This window comes from Aliiglaciecola lipolytica E3 (assembly GCF_000314975.1).
Lineage (GTDB): Bacteria > Pseudomonadota > Gammaproteobacteria > Enterobacterales > Alteromonadaceae > Aliiglaciecola > Aliiglaciecola lipolytica.
Genome location: NZ_BAEN01000025.1, coordinates 20,471 through 43,608 on the forward strand (window position 1 = coordinate 20,471; position 23,138 = coordinate 43,608).

The following is a 23,138-nucleotide window of genomic DNA, read 5'->3' on the forward strand; positions in this document are numbered from 1 at the left end:
AAAACATGAGTAATACACATAAATTTGACGTGATATGTCTGGGCCGCGCCGCGGTGGATTTATATGGCGATCAAATTGGCAGTCGCTTAGAGGATGTCTCTTCTTTTCGTAAATCACTTGGCGGTTCATCTTGCAATATTGCCTTTGGTACCGCTCGTCTTGGTTTAAAATCCTCCATGCTGACTCGTGTTGGTAATGACCATATGGGTCGCTTTGTCCGTGAAGAACTGCAAGAAGTGGGTTGTGATGTGAGTCATCTGGTGACCGATCCCCAAAGACTGACCGCCTTAGTGTTACTTTCCATTAAAGATAACGAGAGTTTTCCTCTCATTTTTTATCGTAATGACTGCGCCGACATGGCGGTTGATAGCAGTGATTTTGACTACGATTATATCGCCTCGAGTAAATCACTGCTGATTACAGGCACGCATTTTTCCACTAAACAAGTGAATGCCACCAGCCTTAAGGCCATTGAATATGCCCGTAAGGCCGGCACCAAAGTCGTATTGGATATAGATTACCGTCCGGTACTGTGGGGTTTAACCAGCTTGGATCAGGGCGAAAAACGTTTTGTCTCCAATGAGTCGGTCACTCAACATTTGTTATCTATTTTGCCCTTATGTGATCTGATTGTAGGCACGGAAGAAGAAATTCATATCGCTGGAGGCAGCACCAATACCATAGCGTGTTTAAAGAAAATCCGTAGTGTCACTAAAGCTGAAATCGTGGTTAAACGTGGCGCTTTGGGTTGCTCGGTGTTTGATAAAGACATTCCAGTCAGTTTGGATCAGGGTTTTACTCGTTACGGAGTCAAGATTGAAGTATTAAATGTACTTGGTGCAGGTGATGCCTTTATGAGTGGTTTTTTACGTGGTTGGTTACGTAATGAAAGTTACGAAAAATGCTGTGATTACGCCAATGCCTGTGGCGCTTTGGTGGTATCACGCCTTGCCTGTGCCCCTGCAATTCCATCCATGGAAGAGCTGGATAACTATTTGGCTCGCCAGCACAGTGTGTTACGTCCCGATCTCGACAGCGAAATCAATTATTTACATCGTGTCACCACCCGCAAACCTGCCGTGTGGAAAGAGTTATGTGTGTTTGCCTTTGATCATCGTAAACAATTTTATGATATGGCCAGAGAGCTCAATGCCGATCCAGCGCGAATTGATAACTTAAAACTGTTATTGGTGCGTGCTGTTGAGCAAACGACTAAACACCCAGACTTTCACTACCAAGCCGGGGTATTAATTGATGATACCTATGGACAAGGCGCGTTAAATAAAGTCACTGGTCAAAAATTGTGGATTGGTCGACCGGTAGAATTACCGTCTTCACGCCCACTTGAATTTGAAGGCCCTGGCACTATTGGTTCGCGTTTGGTTACTTGGCCCATCGAACAAATCGTTAAGTGCTTAGTTTATTTTCATCCCCACGACCCAGCTGAACTGCGCCTTGCACAAGAAAAAAAGCTCATGGAGCTATATCAATCCTGTTGTTTGAGTGGCCACGAATTGCTGTTAGAAATTATTCCACCAGCAGATATGCCGGCCAACGAGCTCAATGTCAGCCTGGTTATGCAACGCTTGTATAATCTGGGTATTAAACCAGACTGGTGGAAGCTGCCTGCTCCGAGTGTTAAAGGATGGCAAACGATTACTAAACTAATAGAACAACGCTCTCCTCATTGCCGCGGTGTGATTTTATTAGGATTAGATGCCCCAATGGAGTCGCTCGAACAAGGTTTTAGAGACAGTGCCAACTTCCCTATCTGCAAAGGCTTTGCGGTAGGTAGAACCATCTTTAGTGATCCCAGTAAAGCCTGGTTCAAAAATGAGATTGACGATTTGCAATTTATCCAGCAAATCGAACAAAACTATTTACGACTAGTTAATGCTTGGCACAGCAGAAAAGCATAAAGGAAAAATTGATGAGTACACTACGTTTAACCGCTTCTCAAGCGATGTTCCGTTATCTAAGTCAACAGTATTTAGAAACGGATGGTAAAATAGAAGCCATTTTTGCCGGTGCCTTTGCCATATTTGGCCATGGCAATGTATCAGGTATAGGTGAAGCCCTGTACCAGCAAGGTGCTACCTTTCCCACGTATCGCGCCCATAACGAACAAGGTATGGCCCATAGTGCCATCGCGTTTGCGAAACAACATAAACGTCGAAAAATGATGGTCTGCACTACGTCTATCGGACCCGGTGCAGCCAATATGGTTACTGCGGCTGGCTTGGCCCATGCCAACCGCCTACCCGTATTGTTTGTACCCGGTGACAACTTTGCTAATCGCCGTCCCGATCCGGTCTTACAACAAATTGAATGTTTTGCTGATCCCACAATTTCAGTCAATGATTGTTTTAAACCGGTCAGCCGTTATTTTGATCGCATTAGCCGTCCTGAGCAGTTAATTAATAGTCTGCCTATGGCCATGCGCACCTTGTTGGATCCGGTGGATTGTGGCCCAGTCACTTTAGCCTTTCCGCAAGATGTGCAATCCGAAGCTTTTGACTACCCCAGCAGTTTTTTCGACAAACAAATTCATCGTATTCGTCGTCCAGGTATTGATCCGGCGGAACTGGCTAAGGTAGTTGAGTTGCTGCAACAAGCATCGCGCCCTCTTATCATCGCGGGAGGCGGAGTTCAGTACTCATTAGCCACCCAAGTACTCAGTGATTTTGCCCAGCGCCACCATATTCCTGTAGCAGAAACCCAAGCAGGTAAAGGCAGTCTGCATTGGCAACATCCTATGGCCGTTGGTGCCATTGGTGTGACCGGCACAACAGCCGCCAATGCTTTGGCAGCAGAGGCCGATGTGATTATTGCTATTGGTAGTCGTTTGCAAGATTTTACTACCGAATCACGTACCTTATTTAATCGTCCCGATGTGCGCTTAATTCAAATTAACGTCGGTCATTTTGACGCTACTAAACATGGTGCGATGGCCTTACAAACCGACGCCGTTTTGGCCATCCAAGCCGTGGATAATGCGCTGACACAAAATTGGCAATCCAGCCCAGCATGGCTGACTAAAATCGCTGAACTAAATCAACAGTGGCACAACATTTATCAAGATGCTACTGAAGCCAGTGATGCTCAATTACCCAGTGATGCCCAAGTATTAGGCGCGATTAAACGTCAATCTGCCGCTAGCGATGTGGTGGTGTGTGCCGCTGGCGGTTTACCGGGCGAGTTACATAAATTATGGCGTTGTGACGACATTAGCAGTTACCACGTCGAATACGGTTTTTCCTGTATGGGTTATGAAATCGCCGGTGGTTTAGGGGTCAAAATGGCCAATCCTGAGCGCGATGTTATCGTGGTGGTCGGCGACGGCTCTTATATGATGATGAACTCAGAACTCGCCACCTCGGTGATGATGGGGTGTAAAATCATCGTGGTGGTATTAGATAATCGCGGATTTGGCTGTATTAACCGCTTACAAATGGCCACGGGTAACGCGCCTTTTAATAATCTGCTAGAAAATTGTTATAGCAACAATAAACCTGCGCCTAAGTTGGATTTTGCCGCTCATGCCAGAGCCATGGGCGCTCAAGCCGAATCTGTCACTGGCATCACTCATTTAGAACAAGCCTTAATCCGCGCCAAAGCGGCAGACACAAGTTATTTGATCGCCATAGATACTGACCCCTATATTACCACTGACAATGGTGAATCTTGGTGGGATGTTGCTATTCCAGAAGTGTCGAATAGCGACAAAGTCAATGACGCACAACAGCAGTACCAAGCCGCTAAACACAAACAACCCTATTGATATCACCCGAGCGTGCAGCATGGCACGCTCCATTTCTTTGGATTAAACATTATGACACTACAAATTGGTATTAACCCTTTGACTTGGACCAATGACGATCTGCCCTCTTTAGGCGCCGAAACCTCACTAGAGCAATGTTTGAGTGAAGGTCGCGAGGCAGGTTATGCGGGTTTTGAACTGGGTAATAAGTTTCCTCGTCAGAGTGAAGCGCTGAATGCAGTCTTGGCTAAACACGACTTAGCGCTTGTTTCAGGTTGGTATAGTGGTTTATTGCTAACCCACAGTGTGGCAGATGAAATCGCGGCCATTGAAAATCACCTGCAGTTGCTTAAAAAAGGTGGCGCAAAGGTCATGGTTTATTGTGAAGTCACGGGCTGTGTACACGGCGAGCAAAATACTCCAGTATCAAGACGCCCTAAAATGCGTAGTGAAGATTGGGTGACTTTTGGTCGCAATCTCACTCAAGTGGCTGACTACTGTCTGAGCCAAGGTGTGCAATTGGCCTACCATCATCACATGGGTACGGTAATAGAAAGCGCAGAGGATATTGATTTATTAATGCAGCACACCGGTGATTCTTTGGGCTTATTACTCGATAGCGGTCACCTAACCTATGCGGGCGGCGATCCTTTAACAGTGATTGCCAAACATGGTCAACGTATTGTGCATGTCCACGCTAAAGATATACGCGCCTCTGTCTTAAAAGACGCTAAAAATCGTGATTTAAGCTTTTTAGATTCGGTACTCAATGGGGTATTTACCGTGCCTGGTGATGGCTCAATTGACTATCTCGCCATATTTAAAGCCCTCAAAACGGTGGACTACAGCGCGTGGGTGGTAGTTGAAGCCGAACAAGATCCCTCCATTGCTCATCCCTTAACGTATGCCAAATTAGGTTTTAAAAATTTGCACGGTTTTGCCAGTCAAGCTGGCTTTGAGCTCAAATAAAACGCTGTTTCTCCCACTTAATGATGCCAGGCAGTAACCGTGTTTTTCGCGTTTTTTGCGCTCTTTGCACAACATTAACATTGTTTAATGTTTTGCAAAGCTAGCGGTTAAACACCTTAGTTTATGCTAACAGCACAACATAACTCAGGAGTACAAAAATGAAAAATATCAACAAGCTTTCTTTATCACTCATCGCCATCGGTCTTATGGGATCTTTCTATGCAACGGCGCAAAATTCAGTACTAAGCGTCTCTCCGGTGTTAGAAACCCGTTCGCATTTTGCCGATGCCCAAGGTAACTTTACCGATGTGGATGATCCGGCAATTTGGATCCACCCCACTAACAAAGCAAAAAGCATAGTGGTTACAACCTTGAAAAAAGGCGGCTTAGATGTTTACGATTTGGCCGGTAAATTAATTCAGTTTGTGCCACCAGCACCCGCTCCAGCCTGCGCAGATACCCAAGCAGAATGCGACAACAAAGGTGGCCGTTTTAACAACGCCGACATCATTTATGATTTCAAACTCAATGGTAAAAATACCGATATCGTGGTGGTTTCTGACCGTGGTCTCGACAAATTAGCGATTTACAGCATAGTCTCTGACGCCAAAGGCACACGTTTAGTGGATGTAACAGCCGCGAACGGTCCCTTAATTTTTGCCACTAACCAAGATGAAATCAATGAAGGTTTAACCGCCTATGGATTAGCCGCTGTTAAAACCGACAAGAGCATGGCTTTTGTTAGTCAAAACAGCACCACAGCTATCGAACAGTTGGAATTGTTTGATGATGGAAAAGGTAAAGTTAATTATCGCTCCATGACTAGAATGAATTTTCCATCCCTGTTTACCCTACCCAACGGCAAAGTTTGGACACCTTGTGCAGACGACGATGGCGAAGCTCCACACTTTGAAGGCATGGTTGCCGACACAGCTCATGGATTTTTATATTTAGCCCAAGAAGATGTTGGTATTTGGAAAGCCGACTTAAAAAACCCCGCAAACAGCCAAGAATGGCAACTGGTTGCTAAAGTAAAAAAATATGGCGTACCTTATAGTCGCACCTGGGATGCTGGTGAAGAAGAATACATTTGTAAATTAGATTTCGCTAAAGATCCCGGTTATGGCAGCGACAAGCTATTAGCCGATGCTGAAGGATTAACGATTTATGACGGCGGCAATGGCAAAGGATATTTGCTGGCCTCAAGTCAGGGTAACAATACCGTAGCTGTCTATGACCGCGATGGTGATAACCAATTTGTTAATTCTTTCACGGTAGCCGATGGAGAAATCGATGGCGTGAATGAAACCGATGGCATGATGGTGGTTAACGTTAACCTAGGTGGCAGATTTGATCAGGGTATGTTGGTCATGCAAGACGGTCAAAATAAAGGCCCCAAACCCAGTGCCGACGATGCTCGTGAAAACAGTAACTTTAAATATGTCGCGTGGCGCGATATTGCAAGCAAGCTCAACTTACCAGTCGATACTAAAGATATGACCAGGAAATAGATCTCAAAATTGAGGGTGTAGAACTTGGTCTTACACCTATCAATTTCTTTATTGAACCCAAATAGTCACCAGAACCCTCTTGAACAGGAGCTCATCATGAGTAATTATTTAATCGCTTTAAGGCTTAATAGATTAAAACATCATTTTTCAATTCGAAAGAACGTCAGTTTTATATCGTTCTTAACTTTCGCAGCCACTTTGCTGTTAGTTGTAGGCTGTTCCAATCCTAATAAAAACAAAACCGATACGACTGATACATTGGAAAACCTTCAACAGACTGCTTTTCGTATTCGCTCTGATTTTAATGCGCCACTGAATTCGGCTAAAGGTTGGGCTACTGACCTCAATAAAGCAACCGTTGTGCAGGCCGACCAACCATTCAGATTGCGTTTTGAAGTCGAGGGCTCATCGCAATCTGAACAACAATTCGGCTTGCAGTATCGTCGCAACAAAACCTCCTGGGAGCCATTGACTGCTGAGGATTTCCCCTACCCTATCAAAAAACACTTACTAGATTTTTCAACTTCATCGAATTTAAACCTTACAGACCGATGGCGTTTCATTCAAGGTAGCGAAGCGGTTATGTCTCTGCCGATGGAGAATGGGGAGGGATTCCTGCGAGTTGCTACGCAAGAAAGTCCATTGCTCGCCTTAGGTCAATACAAAATCCACTGGGAGGCGGAAGAATTTGCAGCCGTTATGCGTTTACCTGAGGCTTCGCAAGCCGGCATAGTATTTGGTTATGTGGATGCAGAAAATTACTATCGTGTCGATGTGATAGCCAATGGTGCCATTAAGATTGTGCGCATACACAAGGATGAAGAGTCCACAGTGTCGAGCCGCGAAGTTTACGTAAAATCAAATCAATGGATTGAAGTTAAAGTGGTAATGCAAGGCTCTGAGGTCACTGTCGAATATGAATGGGATGATTACATTCAAGGGATAGAATTTACTGAAGATGTGGGGAACAACATTCCTAGTTCATTGTTAGGCATTTACCTTCCGGCAAAAAGCACTGTTGAATTCGAAGAATTTGAAATCGCGGGCGAAGCACGCTCCCCCAGAGTAAGTATCATGTCTAGCCACGTCTTCGATTACGGTGATCCAACTCAGGATATTTTACAAGCATCGATGCTGCCATTTACCGGAGGTTCGGCCATCGATTATGCTCCTATATCCCCAGAGTGGGTTGCTTCTTCGGCTCAAAGCGAGTGGGAATTCCCTATTGTGATCCGCCGCATCTCAGACGACGCCCTTTTGAATGAAACAGGGGATACCTTTGAGTTCAGAATGGTTGATAGTCAAGGTAAGCCTTTGCAAGCCAAACAAAACCCCTTGGTAACGGTGAACGTACCCGCAGGCCATTTGGGAGGCACATTTGTTGAAACTCCAGTGCGCATTGGTCCATGGGAAGCAGCCAATGGCGATCTATACTTTTTGATGGAACCCTCAGAAACAGACAATATGATGATGACAGTAAAATCAACTGATGGTGGTAAAACTTGGCGGGAGCTAGATGGCACTAACCGCCCTCAAACAGGCGATTTGGAAGGAGTTTCATCGACTCATGACGACTACAAGATCCACACCCTACATCAAACATCTGATCATGTTTTTTACCACGTTTTCCGTACGTCTGATCATCCCACTCACCCTGATACATGGGCCATTACCGACGAAAAACTGGCGTCCCCTCAAGAACCCCCAGTACAGGTTTCTGATCTTGCCGTAAGGTCTGACGGCAGTGTTGTGGGCGTATACGGTAATCTGCAAAAAATTCTATTCAAAATTCGCTCACCTGAAGGTCAGTGGAGTGAAGAAACCATTATTGACCAAGAGCTCGCAGGGGATCTTTCTGGTCCGGTGGTGGTGCGTAGCAAAAACGATGTTGTGCATCTTGCGTATACCAGCATCGATGGCAGCGCTTGGTATCTACAGATTTTAGCCAATGGTCAGTTAACAGAGCGCACATTAGTGGCCTCTGGTTTAGGCACCGAAGTCGAAGATGCTGGTTCCATACTCCCTCTGGTCTATTTAGATGAATTGGATATGGTAAGCATTATTTATCGGCTGAGTAATGGAGAGTTGTGGGAGCGTCTTGGCGATGCTAAAGGTAAGCTTTCCAAAGCAATACAAGTAACCCGTCGATCCGTTGTACAAAATGCTGCCGATTCTGAACAAGTCGGTGCCGATGCCATCGGGTATGGTTCCAGTGTACATGTTGTATTTATTGAACAAGACACTGGTCGCATATTCCATACCTATCGCAACGAAAATACATGGAGTGAGCCGAGCCTTCAGGTTGATGGTGTAAATGCACTATGGGTGCGCGGTAACCTTATCAAGAAAACAGATCAGGGTGCTGTATACGGTTATATTTATGACGCCGGTTCCATGGGTGGATCAGGCATGAATAAGTATGCTGAGGTTGCACTTCCTAAACGTTAATAAAACCGGCTCTGTGACTTGAATGAGCCTACTTCCAATCTACCCTAGTTGATGTTCCGCTAGGGTAGATTTGTTTCAATAAGCTGATTAGTGGCAATTGAAACAAGCATCCTCAACACCCTTCATATTTAATTCAATTCTTCGGTATTATTTTGGCCCAGGCAAGAGCCAACATATGATGTAAGTGAGAATTAACGTATCAAACTGAGTAATATAATTTCTTACTGGCTCATGACTGCAAAGAAAAGCGGACCTTTTCTTCCGTTATGCTGACTACAAGAAATCCGACAAAGGAGTCATAAGCATTATTATGTTTTTAGGATTAAAAGTGCTAATTTTTGATTAGTCGCCAATTAGTTAAAACTTAATTCACTAATGTGTTCCTGCAGGTTACCAAAAGAACCGTAAAGAATAATAGGAATATTACTTTTGCAGTGTTTTTATTGGCAGAATTATCGAAATAATCCAGTTAAATTGGGAAACCCTGACATTCTTTATTGAATAGCTTGTGTTAACAAGGTAGCTACAACAGTTAGTTATTCTAGGAAGCTGCCTGCCAATCATCTGTTAGGGTGTTGAGAAAAGCTTCCAAGTCTTCAATATCTTGGGTGGTTAGTTTTAAATCACCTAGTTCTTCATTATTAACGTTTTCAGCGACCTCAGGACTGCCCCATTTAGAATCAACATCTCTCGAATTGTAATACTCCAGTACCTCGAATAAGGTCGTGACTACACCATTGTGCATATAGGGAGCCGTTAAGGCGATATTGCGTAATGTAGGCACTTTAAATTTACCTCGCTGTATCGTGGGGGTTTGGATATTTGGATTGTCAGCTAATCCATTATCAATGTAATTTTTTCCAGCGGGGTTGTAACGTTCTTCCATATTGAGAAAAGGTGAACTCAACAGTCTTGGCACTCCTAGGTTGTCATATGAAAAATCAGTGAATAGAGGCCATTCTCCCTGTTCATTAATTTGACTTGGGTGGCAAGCGGCACAATTTCCTTTATCTTCATCCTCAAATATTTTGAGGCCTCTTTTTTCCTGTGAACTAAGCTCTACTTTTTTACGTAAATAAGCATCATATTTTGAGCTAAACCTAGGGGCGAATGCTTTGCTAGACTGAAATTTTACTAGAGTCTCAAGAATAGCCTCAAAGGCTCGATTACTATCGGTCCAAATATCAGCGCCAAATAATTTTGTAAAATGTGGGGCATAGGCAGCCTTTTTAACCTTATTAACTACATCAGACTTTGTTTGGTTGCCCATTTCCAGTGGACTAAGGAGTGGCCCCGCAGCTTGCTCATGCAACGTAAGGGAGCGACCATCCCAGAAGAATCCTCCAATCCAGGTTCCATCTTCAGAATTAAAGTGCCATTTGGGGGTAAAACTAACATAACTGATACTCGGTACATTCCGGTTGCCAAACAATATTGGATTGGCACCAGCAGCTACAATCTGATTATCCGCATACCCTTTGTCTGGCTTATGGCAACTAGCGCAGGATTGACCAACTGGGGTTGATAATTTTGGGTCAAAAAAAACCATTTTACCTAATGCACTCATCTCATCATTGGATGTGGCTGAAAAAGACAATGTCAGGCAACAAACAAATATTAAAGTACTCAACATAAAGCCTAAAACTCTCTCAGGAAAGGACATTGCCGGAGTTTTATTTGTATATAAATTGTGCATGCATTCGCTTTTAAATATGTTGTTGATGAAGTTATTCTACCAAATAGAATTTTTAGTTCAAATTATAATAAATTAGAAATTAAATTCCGAGACTGGTTTTGTATAGATTAAGCTCGATTGTCGTAGGTGAAGAGCAAAGTGTAATGGTCTAATTATTCAAAACATATTGTTGAAGGTTATGAGAGCTGCCTGATCTATGAAAAATTACTTCTGATTTTACCGTTCACAACACATAATGAGCATTCATTAATACTAGTTAAAACCGATGACCTCACTGGCTTGAGTAAGCCAGTGAGGTCATTGGAGGTTTGGCAACGAAACTGTTAATTCGTTGTACGGCGGGGGAAGGTAAATTCAGCTTCAACTATGGGTCTGCCGCTCAAATCGTTTGGCGTAGTAAGGATTTGGACTCGCAATTCTTCACCTTTAATTTGAGCATGTATAAATCCAAAGGCTTGTCCTTTTGAGAACAGGCTGGTGACGCCAGGATAGTTTTGTTGCTGTTTTTTGATCAATGCTGGATGGATATTACGTTGCTTGCCCGCTGCTCCTGAAGTCATGAGGGGCAAAGGCGGGCTAAGGGCATCAGTTACACCCACACAATCATCAGTCCAGGCCTCCAAGGTATGGTCATCACCATTGAAATAAGCATCTGCATAACGACATAAGGTAGGCATAAATAACTTACGCAGAGTTCGCGCCTTTTCGAACTTACTGCCACCGCCCGACCAAAGTGCGTGATGGCCGGCAACAATTTTCCAACGCGCTTTAGAATTTTTCAGCGACGTTTCTAGCCACTCGAGCATACGTTTTTCTTCAGGTGTTTTTAATTTTATGTGATCCGGCCATGTTTCATAATGACCACTATCGAGTTCATTACCATCAACATCGACTTTTTCTTCTTTAACAACGCCGCTAGCCAGCAGCATTTCGGTATCGATCACAAAAATTTCTACCTCACCCTCAAAACCGGGAGGTGACACTTTGTAAAACAAATCTGGCATGTAAAAATTGGGATGTTGCTGCAGATATTCCATTTGCGCGACCGCCGCCTCGCGCGAGACACGCCAGTCATGATTACCCAGCATAGAATAGATGGTAAAATTGGGGGTTCCGGCACCAAAATTGCCATAAGGTTGATGGAGCATTTCTTTAAAACGGCGAGCATCGGTCACGCCATCTGCTCCAAGGGTTGCTCCATCGGGATAAATATTATCGCCTAGCATCAAGGCAAAATCACAGCCGCGCGTTTGGCAATGCTCTTTTTGGGCCCAAGCGACAGGATACATACCACTAGCCGGTACCCAACTACCTTGTGCTGGTTCAAACATCGCTGGTGTCGGGGAAAACCCTTCCATTGTGTGGTTTTTTTCCAGATGTCCCTCGACCTGATCTGCCATGTAATCGGCCATGGTGCGTATTGGCTGATCATCGTCATCAAGCACATTGTAAAAAGGGATCACGCCGTGATCACCAAATATCGATATGTTAATCACTTTTTCGGCACTGCTATTTTCAGCATGTGCATTACCGAAGAACGCCAAGCAAGCAAAAACGGGCAGCAGTTTATTTGTTCTATTTTTCATTATCTTCTCCTGTGTTAATTCCAGAATAAAGATATCACAATTATCAATAATGGAATATAAATTCCATTATTGATAGGAATTCAAACCCCTACACATCCTTGAGCTACATGTAAAAGATAGCTCATAAGATGTTATAAGCTAAGTTTTTACTCCTACATCAAATAACGGGTGCAGTGTTGTTTTTACGAACAACATCTCTGACTTTTTCACTATCCTAGCCTTTGTCAGCAACGTGAGATAGCACGCCCAATCACTAGCCGCTTATTCATCTTGTAATAAACCATAAGAAGCATGCTTTTTGGAACAGGTATTTTAAAACAACAAAATATTGATTTATAAATTCCATAATAGTAATATATGGAAAATTTATTCCATTTTGTATGGAGCATTAAAAAACACACACATTTTTAGCAGCATCACCTTAATTCATAACAAACGATAGAGGCCATCAATGAACAAGTTAGGTAACTTTATAAACGGTAAGCAAGTTCCAAGTCACAGTGAGCGCAGCAGTGCGGTATACAACCCTGCGACAGGTCAACAAAGCTTAGAAGTATCCCTTGCCAGTGCCGATGAAACACGTGACGCAATTAGCGCGGCCCATAAGGCTTTTTTAACTTGGAGCCAAGTTACTCCACTTCGACGTGCTCATGTAATGTTTCGTTTTAAAGTCATGTTGGAAGCGAATTTTGACAAATTAGCTGAAGCGATCTCATTGGAACATGGCAAGGTATTGTCTGATGCGAAAGGCGAATTAACCCGTGGTATCGAAGTTGTCGAATTTGCCTGTGGTATACCTCACCTCTTAAAAGGTGAACATTCACAAAATGTCGGCCGTGGCGTGGATAGTTTTTCCCTCATGCAACCTTTGGGGGTATGTGCTGGTATTTCGCCCTTTAACTTCCCAGTCATGGTACCTATGTGGATGTTTCCCATCGCCATTGCCTGTGGCAATACCTTTGTTATGAAACCCTCAGAAAAAGATCCCAGCGTCATTATGATGGTGGCAGAGTTACTCACTCAAGCAGGCTTACCTGACGGGGTATTTAATATCGTAAATGGTGATAAAGAAGCCGTAGATATTCTGTTAAGTGATGCCAGAGTACAAGCCGTCAGTTTTGTTGGCTCTACCCCTATAGCTGAATATATCTATGCTACAGGTAGCAAAAATGGCAAACGAGTACAGGCACTAGGTGGCGCTAAAAACCACATGGTAGTCATGCCTGACGCCGATACTGAACAAGTTGTATCAGCTCTGATGGGCGCAGCTTATGGCTCTGCAGGCGAAAGATGTATGGCGATTTCGGTAGCCGTTTGTGTGGGTGATGAAAGTGCTGAGAAACTCATTAGCCACCTAAAACAAGAAATAGCCGCCATGCGTGTTGGACCAGGAACCGGTTTTAAAGAAGAACCCCATATGGGCCCACTGGTCAGTAAAGAACATGCACAAAAAGTGCGTTCCTATATTGATGCAGGTGTCGCTCAAGGAGCAAGTTTACTTATTGATGGCCGAGACTTTACGGTTACCGGTAATGAACAAGGTTACTTTGTAGGTCCTACTTTGTTTGATCAGGTTAAACCCGGCATGCGCATCTATGATGAAGAAATATTTGGACCCGTTCTGAGCATAGTCAGAGTCGGTAGTTTTGAAGAAGCCCTTAACTTAATCAATGCCCATGAATACGGTAATGGCACCACCATTTTTACCACTAGTGGTGAATATGCTCGCGCCTTTAGTGACGAGGTTCAAGTAGGCATGGTGGGTATCAACGTGCCTATTCCAGTGCCCATGGCCTTCCATAGCTTTGGTGGTTGGAAACGCTCAGTGTTTGGCCCGCTCAATATGCATGGCCAAGACGGTGTGCGTTTTTATACCCGCATGAAAACGGTCACTGCAAGATGGCCTAAGAATGATATTTCCAGTCATTCATTCTCCATGCCCACCATGAAATAAAAATATAGGGCTCACCGCCTCGTGAAAACGGTGAGCCCTAAATCCAATTTCCAAGCATTGGAATAATGATAATTAAATTCCATATTTCACTCAAAATAATAGTGTAATCCCACTATCAAGATATATTGGCTATTGGCCAATAATCAGAAAAAGCTAATGTCAGCTTTGGGCGTGAACCTGTTTTAGATTTAGGTCCACTTCTGGCCTAAGTGATGGACAATTTTAACAGACTTCTGACGGTTAAAGTTCAATTTGAGTCATATGGTGACGATCGAGCTTTGCTGCATAAATGTATATTTCACGATTGATTTAACGTTGAATTTTAGTGATTTAAAGTTGGTTCGTTCGCCGTAAATAAGTTTATAAAACTCTGAATTCCTGTTCTAAGTATAAAGTAGTGTCTAGTAACGAAGGCTAGACAACTTTAATCGCAATTACCCAATTATGTTCACCTGTAGAATGAACAATTCACCATTTCTTCTATAAAAATCAATAGGCGTTTTTGACTTTACATTTCAGTTAATGCAAATGATAATAGTTATCGTTTGTTATTATCTATCAAGTATTTATAATGACGTTGTTTTTTCAAACACCTTCAAACTTTAGAGGACACTATGACCTATAAGAAAATCTTTGCGCTATCTCCTATTATGCTGGCGTTTGCGGTTCACTCACAAACAGCAGAATCAACCAATGAAAAGATTGGCAAAGCCAAAGATGAAGATATTGAAACCATCCGTATCATCGAAAGCCGTATCCAGCGTGTTAGTTCTGGGGCAACTGGTTTAGGTCTAGACAGTTTTGATACACCCCAATCGCTGTCGATTGTCGAAGGGAGCACGATTGATAATTACAGCCTCAATGATATAAATAGTTTATTTAAACAAGTCACTGGCATAAACATTGATCAAACCGAAACTGACCGTACTTATTTTAGTGCCCGCGGTTTTGATATTACCAGTATGCATATTGATGGCTCTGGCATCCCATTTGGCGATATTTTTGTTGGTGACTTAGATACTGCCATCTACGAGAAAGTAGAATTTATCCGCGGCTCTAACGGCCTTATTACTGGCTTAGGCAATCCCTCTGGTACCGTAAACTATGTCAGAAAACGTCCAAGTAATGATGCCAAGGCTAGTATTGCTCTTACCTATGGTCGCTGGGCGAATGTGCGTGCTGTCGCGGATGTATCAACCCCATTAACTGAGTCAGGTAGTTGGGCAGCCCGTGCCGTAATGGTTCATCAAGATAAAGAAAGTTGGTTAGATCTTTATGAAAATAGCCGAAGCGTATTGTACGGTGTGGTTGATGGACAGATAAGTGACAACCTTACTCTGACTTTTGGTTATACCTATCAAGACAACAACAGTGATGGTGTCACTTGGGGAGCCGTGCCGTTAATCTACTCAGATGGCTCCCAAGTGGATTTTCCAGTTAACACCACCACAGCGATGGACTGGACCTATTGGGATACTTTAAATGAAACAGCTTTCGCCGAGTTGAGTTGGTATATCACTGATAATCTTAATTTCACCAGTAAACTCAATTATATCAACTACGAAGATGAGTCTGAGCTATTTTATAGCTACTCAAATACCGGACTAGAACATGAAACTGGTTTAGGCATGCTGGGCTACCCAGGTAAATTTTCGGCCGAAGATGAAACCCTTATTTGGGACAATAATCTACAGGGTACTTTTCAAGCATGGGGTTTGGAACATACTTTCAACTTCGGTATTAGCCTTGCCGATTCAAAAACCAGTGATCTCGATTCGGGCGCTCTAAGTGGTTTTGATGTGATGCCAGCTTTTCCTGGTTGGAATAAGGCAGAGGTAGCAAGACCAACTTGGGCCGCACCCTATGAAGCCGGTTTTACCGATGTCAGCCTAAATCGTTTTTATGGTTCATTGCAATTGGCCGTGACAGAGAACTTTGATTTAGTAATAGGTGCGAGCTTCGTTGACTATGAAAACGAAGGCGAATCATGGGGAGCGTCAACCTCAACCTCTGAAGATGGCAGTAGCCCCTATCTTGGCTTTACCTGGGAAGTGATGACAGACCTGAATGTCTACGGTAGCTATAGCGATATATACCAGCCACAGTATTACTTAAACGAAGATCTTTTACCTCTTGGTTCGGCTGAAGGTCGTAGCTATGAGCTCGGTATAAAAAAACGTTTCGAGAATAACTTACTGGTAAGTTTCGCAGCCTTTAGAACAGAGCAGGAAAATCTGTATGAATTTCTCGGTTATGACGATGGTGACGGTGTGGATGACGAAGATTATTCAGATGACTTTAATTACGCCCTCTATAAAGGTGTTACCGTTGATTCAAATGGCTTTGAGCTGGAAGTGTCCGGACAAATAAGTCAAGAGTGGTCAGTGCAGGGCGGTTTTACTGCCTTAACCATGGACGATGAAAACGGCGATGAAGCCCGCACTTTTGTGCCTCGTAAAACTTTAAAGTTACTGGCTGACTATTCACCTCAATGGCAAGAAAAACTCAGCGCCGGTATGTCTGTGCGTTGGCAAAGTGACATGTATTACGATACCGCTTACGGGCGAATCTCTCAGGATAGCTATACATTGATTGGCGGTTATGTGCAGTACAGCATCAACGAGCAGATTTCACTCAGTCTGAATTTAGATAATATTACCGACGAAAAGTACCTCAGTTCGGTACGAAGCGAGCAAGCATTTTACGGCTCACCAATTAATTACAGTTTAACTATGCGTTGGGACTATTAATCCCAAGTCAGCCCCATTCAGGACATATCTGAGTAACAGATGATGTCCTGCTTAATAGTAGATTTTTGGGTGAGATGGCAAAAAATTCTTAATTTGAATGTAAACACACAAACATAAATGTTTTTGACAAGCGATTACGGGAGCAGACTATGGGCAAATCCCTACTGTTTTTTTTTAAAAGCCAACGTTTTTGGCTAAGTGGTCCGGCGACGCTACTGGTGTCACTGTTGTTTATGTTAGCCATGGCGGTGTGGTTTCCACCGGGTGTTGGCAATGTAAATAATATTATACTGCCTTTAGTTCTGCTCCCATTAATTTGGGCTATTTTATTTTTTTACACTTACCTAACAACAAATATGCGTAAAGCCCAGTGGCTACTGGTGGCGTTATTTGTTGTAAATAGCGCCATTCTCACATTTAAATTTTTAGGTTAATCTTTATGGATCAAAACACCTCTGCCTTTCGTTCGAAAGCTAAAGCATTACTTAGTCTACATTCTTGGTCTGGCATTGTTTTGGGCATGTTACTTTACGCTGTGATATTCACCGGCACAGTGGCAGTGGTGGCAGACGAAATTGGAGAATGGTCAAACAGCAATTATCCTCAACGTTTAATGCTTACTAGTGACGTGAATGAAACGGTAAAACGTCTTTCAGCGCAAACACCAAAAGAATACCTAGATGAAATTTCTGCTTATGAAAATGACCGTCAACAATTAGTGTATTTTTTTCATACCCACAAACAGAATCCTTCAGGCGACATGGACGAATACGGAGTGCAATATGCGTTGAATTCACAAGGCGAGATTGTTACTGAAAAAACGGGGTTTGGCAGTGACATATATGCACAAGATGATACCTATGCCCTAAGCCGTTTTCTGGTATCTATTCATACTGAGCTGCACATTCCTTCCCCGTGGGGGCTTATCCTTACAGGTATTTTAGGATTAGCTATGCTGATTGCTTCAGTATCAGGGTTTATGATGCATCGTCATCTTTTTATCGATATGTTTTCAATTCGTAAGCAGCGAGATGGACAATCCCTCAAACGTGATTCCCATACAGTTGCCGGCACTTGGAGTATTCCCTTTGCTATTTTGTTGGCATTTACTGGCAGCTTCTTTAGTTTTTCTACTGCATTCGGTATACCGGCAATGGGGATTGTTGCCTTTGGTGGCGACCAAGAAGCGTTAATGTACGCGATGGTAGGTGAGCAACAAAATAAAAGCGAGGCCCGAATGGCGTCAGCTAATTTGAATCTTATGCTCCAAGATGCGGTTCAACGACAATCGGCCGCTCCCACTTTTTTATCCATTTCACATATAGGCACCGAGTCTGCCAGTGTACTGGCCTTTTTTATGCCAAATGAAGGCAAAGTTGGATACGAACAATTAGTTTACGATGGCACTAACGGTGACTTTGTGGAATATAAACCAATAGTGGGCAGTGTACCGTCATTAGGAAGTAGTATTTTGTCGCTGATTTATCCCATTCACTTTGGCACCTTTGCAGGTTTATGGTCAAAAATAATATGGATAAGTTTAGGGGTAGCAGCTTGTTATGTCACCATTTCCGGACTGCAACTTTATGCTCACAGAAATCAAAAAAACGAAAGCAGTTGGCAATGGTATAGTCGATTGTGTGTATGGGGATTTTTTGGTCTTCCGCTTTGTTCTTTAGCAAGTACTGTGGGCTTTTTTGTTAGCGGCTCTTTAGGCACAAACCAAAGTGTTTGGACCCAATTATCCTTTGTTATTTCAGCCGCCTTAATCAGTGTATTAAGTTTATCCATTAAAAATATTCACCTACTGAAAAAGGTATTATTAGCAGGTAACGGGCTGTTTTGCCTGATATTACCCATGCTTCGATATACCACTTCTGGTACCGGCTGGTTACAGGCATTACAACATAATATGATGGCCATGATGTTTATTGAAATGACGTTATTGTTTTGCTCTGTTTGGTGCTTTTTCGCCCTGTATAAATCAATGCAATTTGATCAGCAAAATATCAATCAGACAAACACATCGTTTTCGACCCAGGAGACAGCCAAATGAACCACCTTATTATGACGCTACCTTTTATTATGTATAGTTTAGCCATAGTTTTTCTATTGGCTCATACCGATCCTCGACGTAGGCAGCTTTCTAATAAAACCGACAACACAACTAACAGAAAATTTGTGTTATCCGTTGCTGGCAGAAAACTGCTTGCATGGAGTTTAATACTGCCATTTATTCCACTTGCGGCTATGGCAAATTATGCAGGTATTTTAATGTACGCTGGAGCCGTGACGGTAATCGGATGGGCAGTATCTGAATTACCGACATCTGTGGTTTAAATACAAAGTTACAGGGCACCTAATCGTAATAACTTATTGTATAAAAGGAGCACAATACACCCGAATATAAGACCCACCACCCCTTATCAAATGACACGTTGAGCGACTTTGACGTGCGGGGATATTTACTCTCTTATTGAAAGGCAAGGACTGAGCATGAGTTACAACAAGCCTTCTCTTCTAAAAGAGATTTGTTATTTTTCTTGGTGGGCAAGTGTTATTACTGGCACCACTGTTAACCGAGTAAAGCTAAACCTAGCTCAGTTAACCGATACTACTGTAACTTGCTGTTAGGTTTATCTGGGATTGTCACTTTAATTAGCTGGCGACTAATGTTGGATTTGAATTACGTTCACGAAATGATTTACGGTCTTTTAAAGAGAATAGGCTTTGAATTTACTCTCGATCTAACCCTCGTTTTTGTTCAATTAAAGAGAGCTAGGGGGTTAGAGCTGATGAAATATTTACTTTGGACCTGAAACACTCAATTAAATCAAAATCAGGGAACTATAGATCGCTCATTGTTACCGTTTTATCTGATATGTTTTTTAGTCCGCTTTGGGCGTGGAGCGGAAGTCGTTGTAGATAAATTTGGAAAGTTCTTTATTACATCCACTTGATTGCAAAAATTAAATATTGTTAGTTATTTAAAATAGCGGCATACGGTGAAGTCTATAAATAATTTGGACACGGTGTGGACACGGGCTTCAAATTTAGCCGGATTTGGTCATTTAGGGCAAAGGACCTTAACTCTATGAAATGGCCCACCCGGCGAGATTCGAACTCACGACCTCGCCCTCCGGAGAGCGCCCCGTCGAAAAGGGCTTAATCGGTCTACCCCGGCGAAAAGCGTCTACACCGCGTGTATAAAGGGATTGAGAGTTTCACGGTCATAAGCCGATTTACAACGATTAACACCTTTGGTCACGGTCACGTCACAAAAATGGCAAAAAACATTGGTTAAAATTAACCAATATAGACCCCTGCGAAAACAGATATTGTACTTAAATTGGAAATAGTGTGAACTCAAACTTACATTTTTTGTATACAGAGTTTAATCAAAACTCACGTTCACTTCCGACTCTCGGCTAAGTGCCACTTGCATTCGTTTAATCAGGTTTAATTGATCGTCTGCTGGCATCTCAAAAGCCGCCGGTCAGATAGTCGTTATTTAGTACATTAGTTGCCGAGTTTAAATAGTAAACATCTAATTTCAACACCAGCGACATTAACTCCGCTTTTGCTTGCACCACCTGACGAATAGCACGCGAACGACTTCAATATTCAACGTGAATTCGACATTGGTTCATAGGCATCTAGCAAAACTAAGATAGCAAAAAATAAACTCTTTCATGGTAGGGTAGCTCGTATTTAACATTCGAAACTAATATCCCCATGATCCAACAAGTTCATCAACAAATTCGTGCACATCGGCAAAAACTACTAGAATATCCTAGCAAAAAAACATCTAGCCAATCTTTTAAGCCAGCTTTGACAATGGGTAGAAAATAGCTTTAATTACTGTTATCTTCAAAATCTAAGGTGATTCTGCTTATGTTTTTGATAAGCTTTTTCGACCTTCCATTTAAACCTAACCAAAGTCATTACTATAATTACAAGGAACGTAAATGAGATTTTTTTTGGTTCTTCTATGCTTGGGGTTGTCCGGATGTAATACGGAACGAACTGATACTAATACCAATACTTTACCCGAAAAACTGCGCACCATAGACGATACAAAGCTACTTTGTAGCCAATCCATCGAATCATTTTTCTTTAATCTAACTCAAACAATACCAAAAAATGTCGATGTAGACTTCCTCGATTTTTATGATTTGTCATTAGAAAAATTCAACAATTTATCAGAAGATTCTCAAAATAAATTATTGGATAGCTATGCGCAGATACAAGAAAAGACTCCTATAAATAAGCAGGGTGACGATACTATATCGTTTTGGGATAAGTCTTGGGGATGGACGAAATCGATAACGAAACAAACATACGATGATATAGCAGAGATTTTGCAAGACTCAGATAGTAATCTTGTTTATTCTGACTTTGAAATTTTGAAGCCTTATTGGAATCTATCGGAAGATGACCTCAAAAAATTAGCTGAGCGATCTCATCGTCAACTTGAGAGTGTTTCCGAGAATATTGGTTCGCCGCTAAAACAGTACGAGTTTGTTATGACAAAAACTGCGGGAGCAAGTCTCGTCCAGCATTCCTATATGGTTAAGTTCGATTCAACAGCAATTAGGTACGTCTGTGTGTTCTATAAACCAGAGGATACTTGGTATGTACATTCGGTTAATTGGGACAACTTAGTGTCCTTATTATTCAATTAGAACGGGCTTAAACTAGATGCTTAAGATTAGACATTTGTTTTCCCTTTGCGTGATTTGTTCCACGCTTTCCGTTGTTAATTTCTCTTATGCAGAAACGAAATTAATCGGATGCTCTTTAGAAGTATCCAAAGTTGTCGGTTTTGGTTTTGATTCAGGAAGTAAAGCATTCATAAAATCTGGTTCGGACTCAATTGCTGCGGATATTAAGGCATATTTTTCCGACAATGGGAATCAAAATGAGTTGCTTGCCAGCTCGCTCGTCGGAGGAACTGCTGCAACAACAGTGGGGTTCGCTGCTACGTACTTTGTAAGTACTCCAGTTGTGACTGCTGCTACAGTGGCTGGAGCTGAAATTGCATTTGGAACTGCAGTTGGAGCAACTTTCGGAGCCATTTCGGGGTCTACAGTAGGGCTAGCCTCTGGAGGTACTGCAATTGCAGCAACGGTACCTTTCGCTAAATATGGCGCTCTCTTAGGTGCTTCTCTCGGAGGAAATTTGGCCAGTATCTCCGCAGAATATTTGGCCAGTATCTCCGGAGAATATTTGGCCACTTTAGGGGTAGCTGGGAGTTCTCCAGGCTGGGCGGGCCCTGTTGCCATAGGTGGTGCGGTGGTTATTGCAGTAAGTGGAGGTTTTCTCATTTATAACCTTACTCAAGACGACAATAACTTAGTTGCGACGGGTAATCTGATCTGCGTTGAATAGTTTTAGAACTATTAACCTTGACATACAGATTACCACATCTCTCTCGTCTCGCTTGGGTATCAACTTAAAACTAGCCTCAATTATGTAAATATCATTCAAACTACATCTACCGCTTCGTCACCTAAAGCAATTCTTTTCGCCTTCAATTTGGCTGTTGGATCTAATCTTTTACCCCATGAAGAATCCAGAGTCATTTCTTCAGTTAATACTTTGATTGCAAGCCTTGAACGGTCATCCATAACTGTTATGGTCTAATTATTCAAAACACTTTGTTGGAGGTATGATATCAAAAACCAACGAGGACAGCACTTGGAGAAGCAATAGGCACATAGAAATTACACTATTTGGGAATTTGGTTTTAAAGTTGCGCAAAAAAGAAGTTACAGAAAATGATTAGTACGCTAACTAACAAGGTTGTTTATGCCGATGGCTCTAGTTCCTTGTATTCAGTAAACCATGATCCATTTAAATAATCTTCAAGGCGTTGCTCTATACGCTTTTTATCTTGTCTTGCTTGTTCAATCGAGTAGTTTTTTGAATGCTTAACATGTCTGAAGATACGAGTAACCGCAGTTTCAAAGATCTATGATGCTGTACTTTTGGGGCATTTTAATTCTGCTGCAATAGATGATATTGCAGATCCATTTAACATCCTCGTTATCAAAAAATGACGATCGTCACGGGTTAACTTCATAAATTTAACTCTGAATCTATACTTTTAATTTTTTCAAGGTGTTTTTCAGGAGCCATTTGATTAGATAAAAATCCAACAAAAGCAACATCATTTTCTCACTTTAAGTAATAAAAAACATGCTTGCCATCTGGAAATCTATAACCGTCCCTAGGAACCTCGTCAATAGCCAATCCCAGATTTGGATTATTGACTAAAGCTTGCATTCTTTTCACAAAATCTCGTTATATTTTAACCATTGTGGATTTCCCCACTTTTTAATGCGTACTTGCGAATAGACTCTAAATCTTTTCTTGCATGACCTCTAAGTAAGAATGGAGTATTCTTAATTAATCATATTTTCCAGAATCTAACTCATCCAAAAAGTCATTCTGAATCGACA

Annotated in this window: 15 protein-coding genes; 12 read left to right on the plus strand and 3 right to left on the minus strand. The window is 42.3% G+C overall.

The window, feature by feature from the left end:
• Nucleotides 1-5: 5 nt before the first annotated feature.
• The 5 genes from GLIP_RS06215 to GLIP_RS21355 all read left to right on the plus strand — a co-directional run bounded on the left by GLIP_RS06215 (nucleotide 6) and on the right by GLIP_RS21355 (nucleotide 8,688).
• Nucleotides 6-1,919, plus strand: a complete 1,914-nt coding sequence (locus GLIP_RS06215) for a bifunctional 5-dehydro-2-deoxygluconokinase/5-dehydro-2-deoxyphosphogluconate aldolase (protein ID WP_008843742.1) — start codon at nucleotides 6-8, stop codon at nucleotides 1,917-1,919.
• Nucleotides 1,920-1,930: 11 nt separating this feature from the next.
• Nucleotides 1,931-3,781, plus strand: coding sequence for a 3D-(3,5/4)-trihydroxycyclohexane-1,2-dione acylhydrolase (decyclizing) (gene iolD, locus GLIP_RS06220; RefSeq protein ID WP_008843743.1), 1,851 nt, complete (start codon nucleotides 1,931-1,933; stop codon nucleotides 3,779-3,781).
• A 51-nt stretch (nucleotides 3,782-3,832) separates the two neighbouring features.
• Nucleotides 3,833-4,729 carry a myo-inosose-2 dehydratase gene (gene iolE, locus GLIP_RS06225; RefSeq protein ID WP_008843744.1) on the plus strand — a complete coding sequence of 299 codons (897 nt, stop codon included), beginning with the start codon at nucleotides 3,833-3,835 and terminating at the stop codon, nucleotides 4,727-4,729.
• A 158-nt stretch (nucleotides 4,730-4,887) separates the two neighbouring features.
• Nucleotides 4,888-6,240, plus strand: coding sequence for a phytase (locus tag GLIP_RS06230; RefSeq protein WP_008843745.1), 1,353 nt, complete (start codon nucleotides 4,888-4,890; stop codon nucleotides 6,238-6,240).
• Nucleotides 6,241-6,336: 96 nt separating this feature from the next.
• Complete coding sequence (locus GLIP_RS21355) at nucleotides 6,337-8,688, plus strand: hypothetical protein (protein WP_008843746.1); 2,352 nt, start codon at nucleotides 6,337-6,339, stop codon at nucleotides 8,686-8,688.
• Between the two features lie 541 nt (nucleotides 8,689-9,229).
• Here the strand turns inward: GLIP_RS21355 and GLIP_RS06240 are convergent.
• Together GLIP_RS06240 and GLIP_RS06245 are read right to left on the minus strand one after the other, a co-directional pair.
• Entirely contained in the window at nucleotides 9,230-10,321 is a 1,092-nt protein-coding gene (locus tag GLIP_RS06240) for a cytochrome-c peroxidase (RefSeq protein WP_040522127.1), read from the minus strand.
• A 386-nt stretch (nucleotides 10,322-10,707) separates the two neighbouring features.
• On the minus strand, nucleotides 10,708-11,970 hold the full coding sequence (locus GLIP_RS06245; RefSeq protein ID WP_008843748.1) for a metallophosphoesterase: 1,263 nt from the start codon (nucleotides 11,968-11,970) through the stop codon (nucleotides 10,708-10,710).
• A gap of 451 nt (nucleotides 11,971-12,421) precedes the next feature.
• On the opposite strand from GLIP_RS06245, the gene GLIP_RS06250 reads away from it, so the two are divergent.
• From GLIP_RS06250 to GLIP_RS06280, 7 genes are all read left to right on the plus strand, one after another.
• Entirely contained in the window at nucleotides 12,422-13,924 is a 1,503-nt protein-coding gene (locus GLIP_RS06250) for a CoA-acylating methylmalonate-semialdehyde dehydrogenase (RefSeq protein WP_008843749.1), read from the plus strand.
• Between the two features lie 614 nt (nucleotides 13,925-14,538).
• A complete protein-coding gene (locus GLIP_RS06255) occupies nucleotides 14,539-16,674 on the plus strand; it encodes a TonB-dependent siderophore receptor (RefSeq protein ID WP_008843750.1) in 2,136 nt (711 codons plus the stop codon).
• Nucleotides 16,675-16,823: 149 nt separating this feature from the next.
• Nucleotides 16,824-17,108, plus strand: coding sequence for a hypothetical protein (locus GLIP_RS06260; RefSeq protein WP_008843751.1), 285 nt, complete (start codon nucleotides 16,824-16,826; stop codon nucleotides 17,106-17,108).
• A gap of 5 nt (nucleotides 17,109-17,113) precedes the next feature.
• Nucleotides 17,114-18,730 (plus strand): PepSY-associated TM helix domain-containing protein, encoded by a 1,617-nt coding sequence (locus GLIP_RS06265; protein ID WP_008843752.1) that lies wholly within the window; start codon nucleotides 17,114-17,116, stop codon nucleotides 18,728-18,730.
• On the plus strand, nucleotides 18,727-19,014 hold the full coding sequence (locus tag GLIP_RS06270) for a hypothetical protein (protein ID WP_008843753.1): 288 nt from the start codon (nucleotides 18,727-18,729) through the stop codon (nucleotides 19,012-19,014). The genes GLIP_RS06265 and GLIP_RS06270 overlap by 4 nt, the downstream gene beginning before the upstream one ends.
• A gap of 1,640 nt (nucleotides 19,015-20,654) precedes the next feature.
• On the plus strand, nucleotides 20,655-21,359 hold the full coding sequence (locus tag GLIP_RS06275; RefSeq protein WP_161602042.1) for a hypothetical protein: 705 nt from the start codon (nucleotides 20,655-20,657) through the stop codon (nucleotides 21,357-21,359).
• 16 nt (nucleotides 21,360-21,375) lie between these two features.
• On the plus strand, nucleotides 21,376-22,065 hold the full coding sequence (locus GLIP_RS06280; RefSeq protein WP_008843757.1) for a hypothetical protein: 690 nt from the start codon (nucleotides 21,376-21,378) through the stop codon (nucleotides 22,063-22,065).
• 95 nt (nucleotides 22,066-22,160) lie between these two features.
• On the opposite strand, the gene GLIP_RS21880 is transcribed toward GLIP_RS06280, so the two are convergent.
• Nucleotides 22,161-22,304 carry a hypothetical protein gene (locus GLIP_RS21880; RefSeq protein ID WP_008843758.1) on the minus strand — a complete coding sequence of 48 codons (144 nt, stop codon included), beginning with the start codon at nucleotides 22,302-22,304 and terminating at the stop codon, nucleotides 22,161-22,163.
• Nucleotides 22,305-23,138 lie beyond the last annotated feature (834 nt).

Excerpts from the sequence above, each read along its gene's own strand:
- GLIP_RS06250 (WP_008843749.1), top strand. The coding sequence starts at position 12,422 with ATGAACAAGTTAGGTAACTTTATAAACGGTAAGCAAGTTCCAAGTCAC.
- iolD (WP_008843743.1), top strand. The coding sequence starts at position 1,931 with ATGAGTACACTACGTTTAACCGCTTCTCAAGCGATGTTCCGTTATCTA.
- GLIP_RS06240 (WP_040522127.1), bottom strand. The coding sequence starts at position 10,321 with ATGTTGAGTACTTTAATATTTGTTTGTTGCCTGACATTGTCTTTTTCA.
- GLIP_RS21880 (WP_008843758.1), bottom strand. The coding sequence starts at position 22,304 with ATGGATGACCGTTCAAGGCTTGCAATCAAAGTATTAACTGAAGAAATG.
- GLIP_RS06260 (WP_008843751.1), top strand. The coding sequence starts at position 16,824 with ATGGGCAAATCCCTACTGTTTTTTTTTAAAAGCCAACGTTTTTGGCTA.
- GLIP_RS06230 (WP_008843745.1), top strand. The coding sequence starts at position 4,888 with ATGAAAAATATCAACAAGCTTTCTTTATCACTCATCGCCATCGGTCTT.
- GLIP_RS06280 (WP_008843757.1), top strand. The coding sequence starts at position 21,376 with ATGCTTAAGATTAGACATTTGTTTTCCCTTTGCGTGATTTGTTCCACG.
- iolE (WP_008843744.1), top strand. The coding sequence starts at position 3,833 with ATGACACTACAAATTGGTATTAACCCTTTGACTTGGACCAATGACGAT.
- GLIP_RS21355 (WP_008843746.1), top strand. The coding sequence starts at position 6,337 with ATGAGTAATTATTTAATCGCTTTAAGGCTTAATAGATTAAAACATCAT.
- GLIP_RS06255 (WP_008843750.1), top strand. The coding sequence starts at position 14,539 with ATGACCTATAAGAAAATCTTTGCGCTATCTCCTATTATGCTGGCGTTT.
- GLIP_RS06270 (WP_008843753.1), top strand. The coding sequence starts at position 18,727 with ATGAACCACCTTATTATGACGCTACCTTTTATTATGTATAGTTTAGCC.
- GLIP_RS06215 (WP_008843742.1), top strand. The coding sequence starts at position 6 with ATGAGTAATACACATAAATTTGACGTGATATGTCTGGGCCGCGCCGCG.
- GLIP_RS06265 (WP_008843752.1), top strand. The coding sequence starts at position 17,114 with ATGGATCAAAACACCTCTGCCTTTCGTTCGAAAGCTAAAGCATTACTT.
- GLIP_RS06245 (WP_008843748.1), bottom strand. The coding sequence starts at position 11,970 with ATGAAAAATAGAACAAATAAACTGCTGCCCGTTTTTGCTTGCTTGGCG.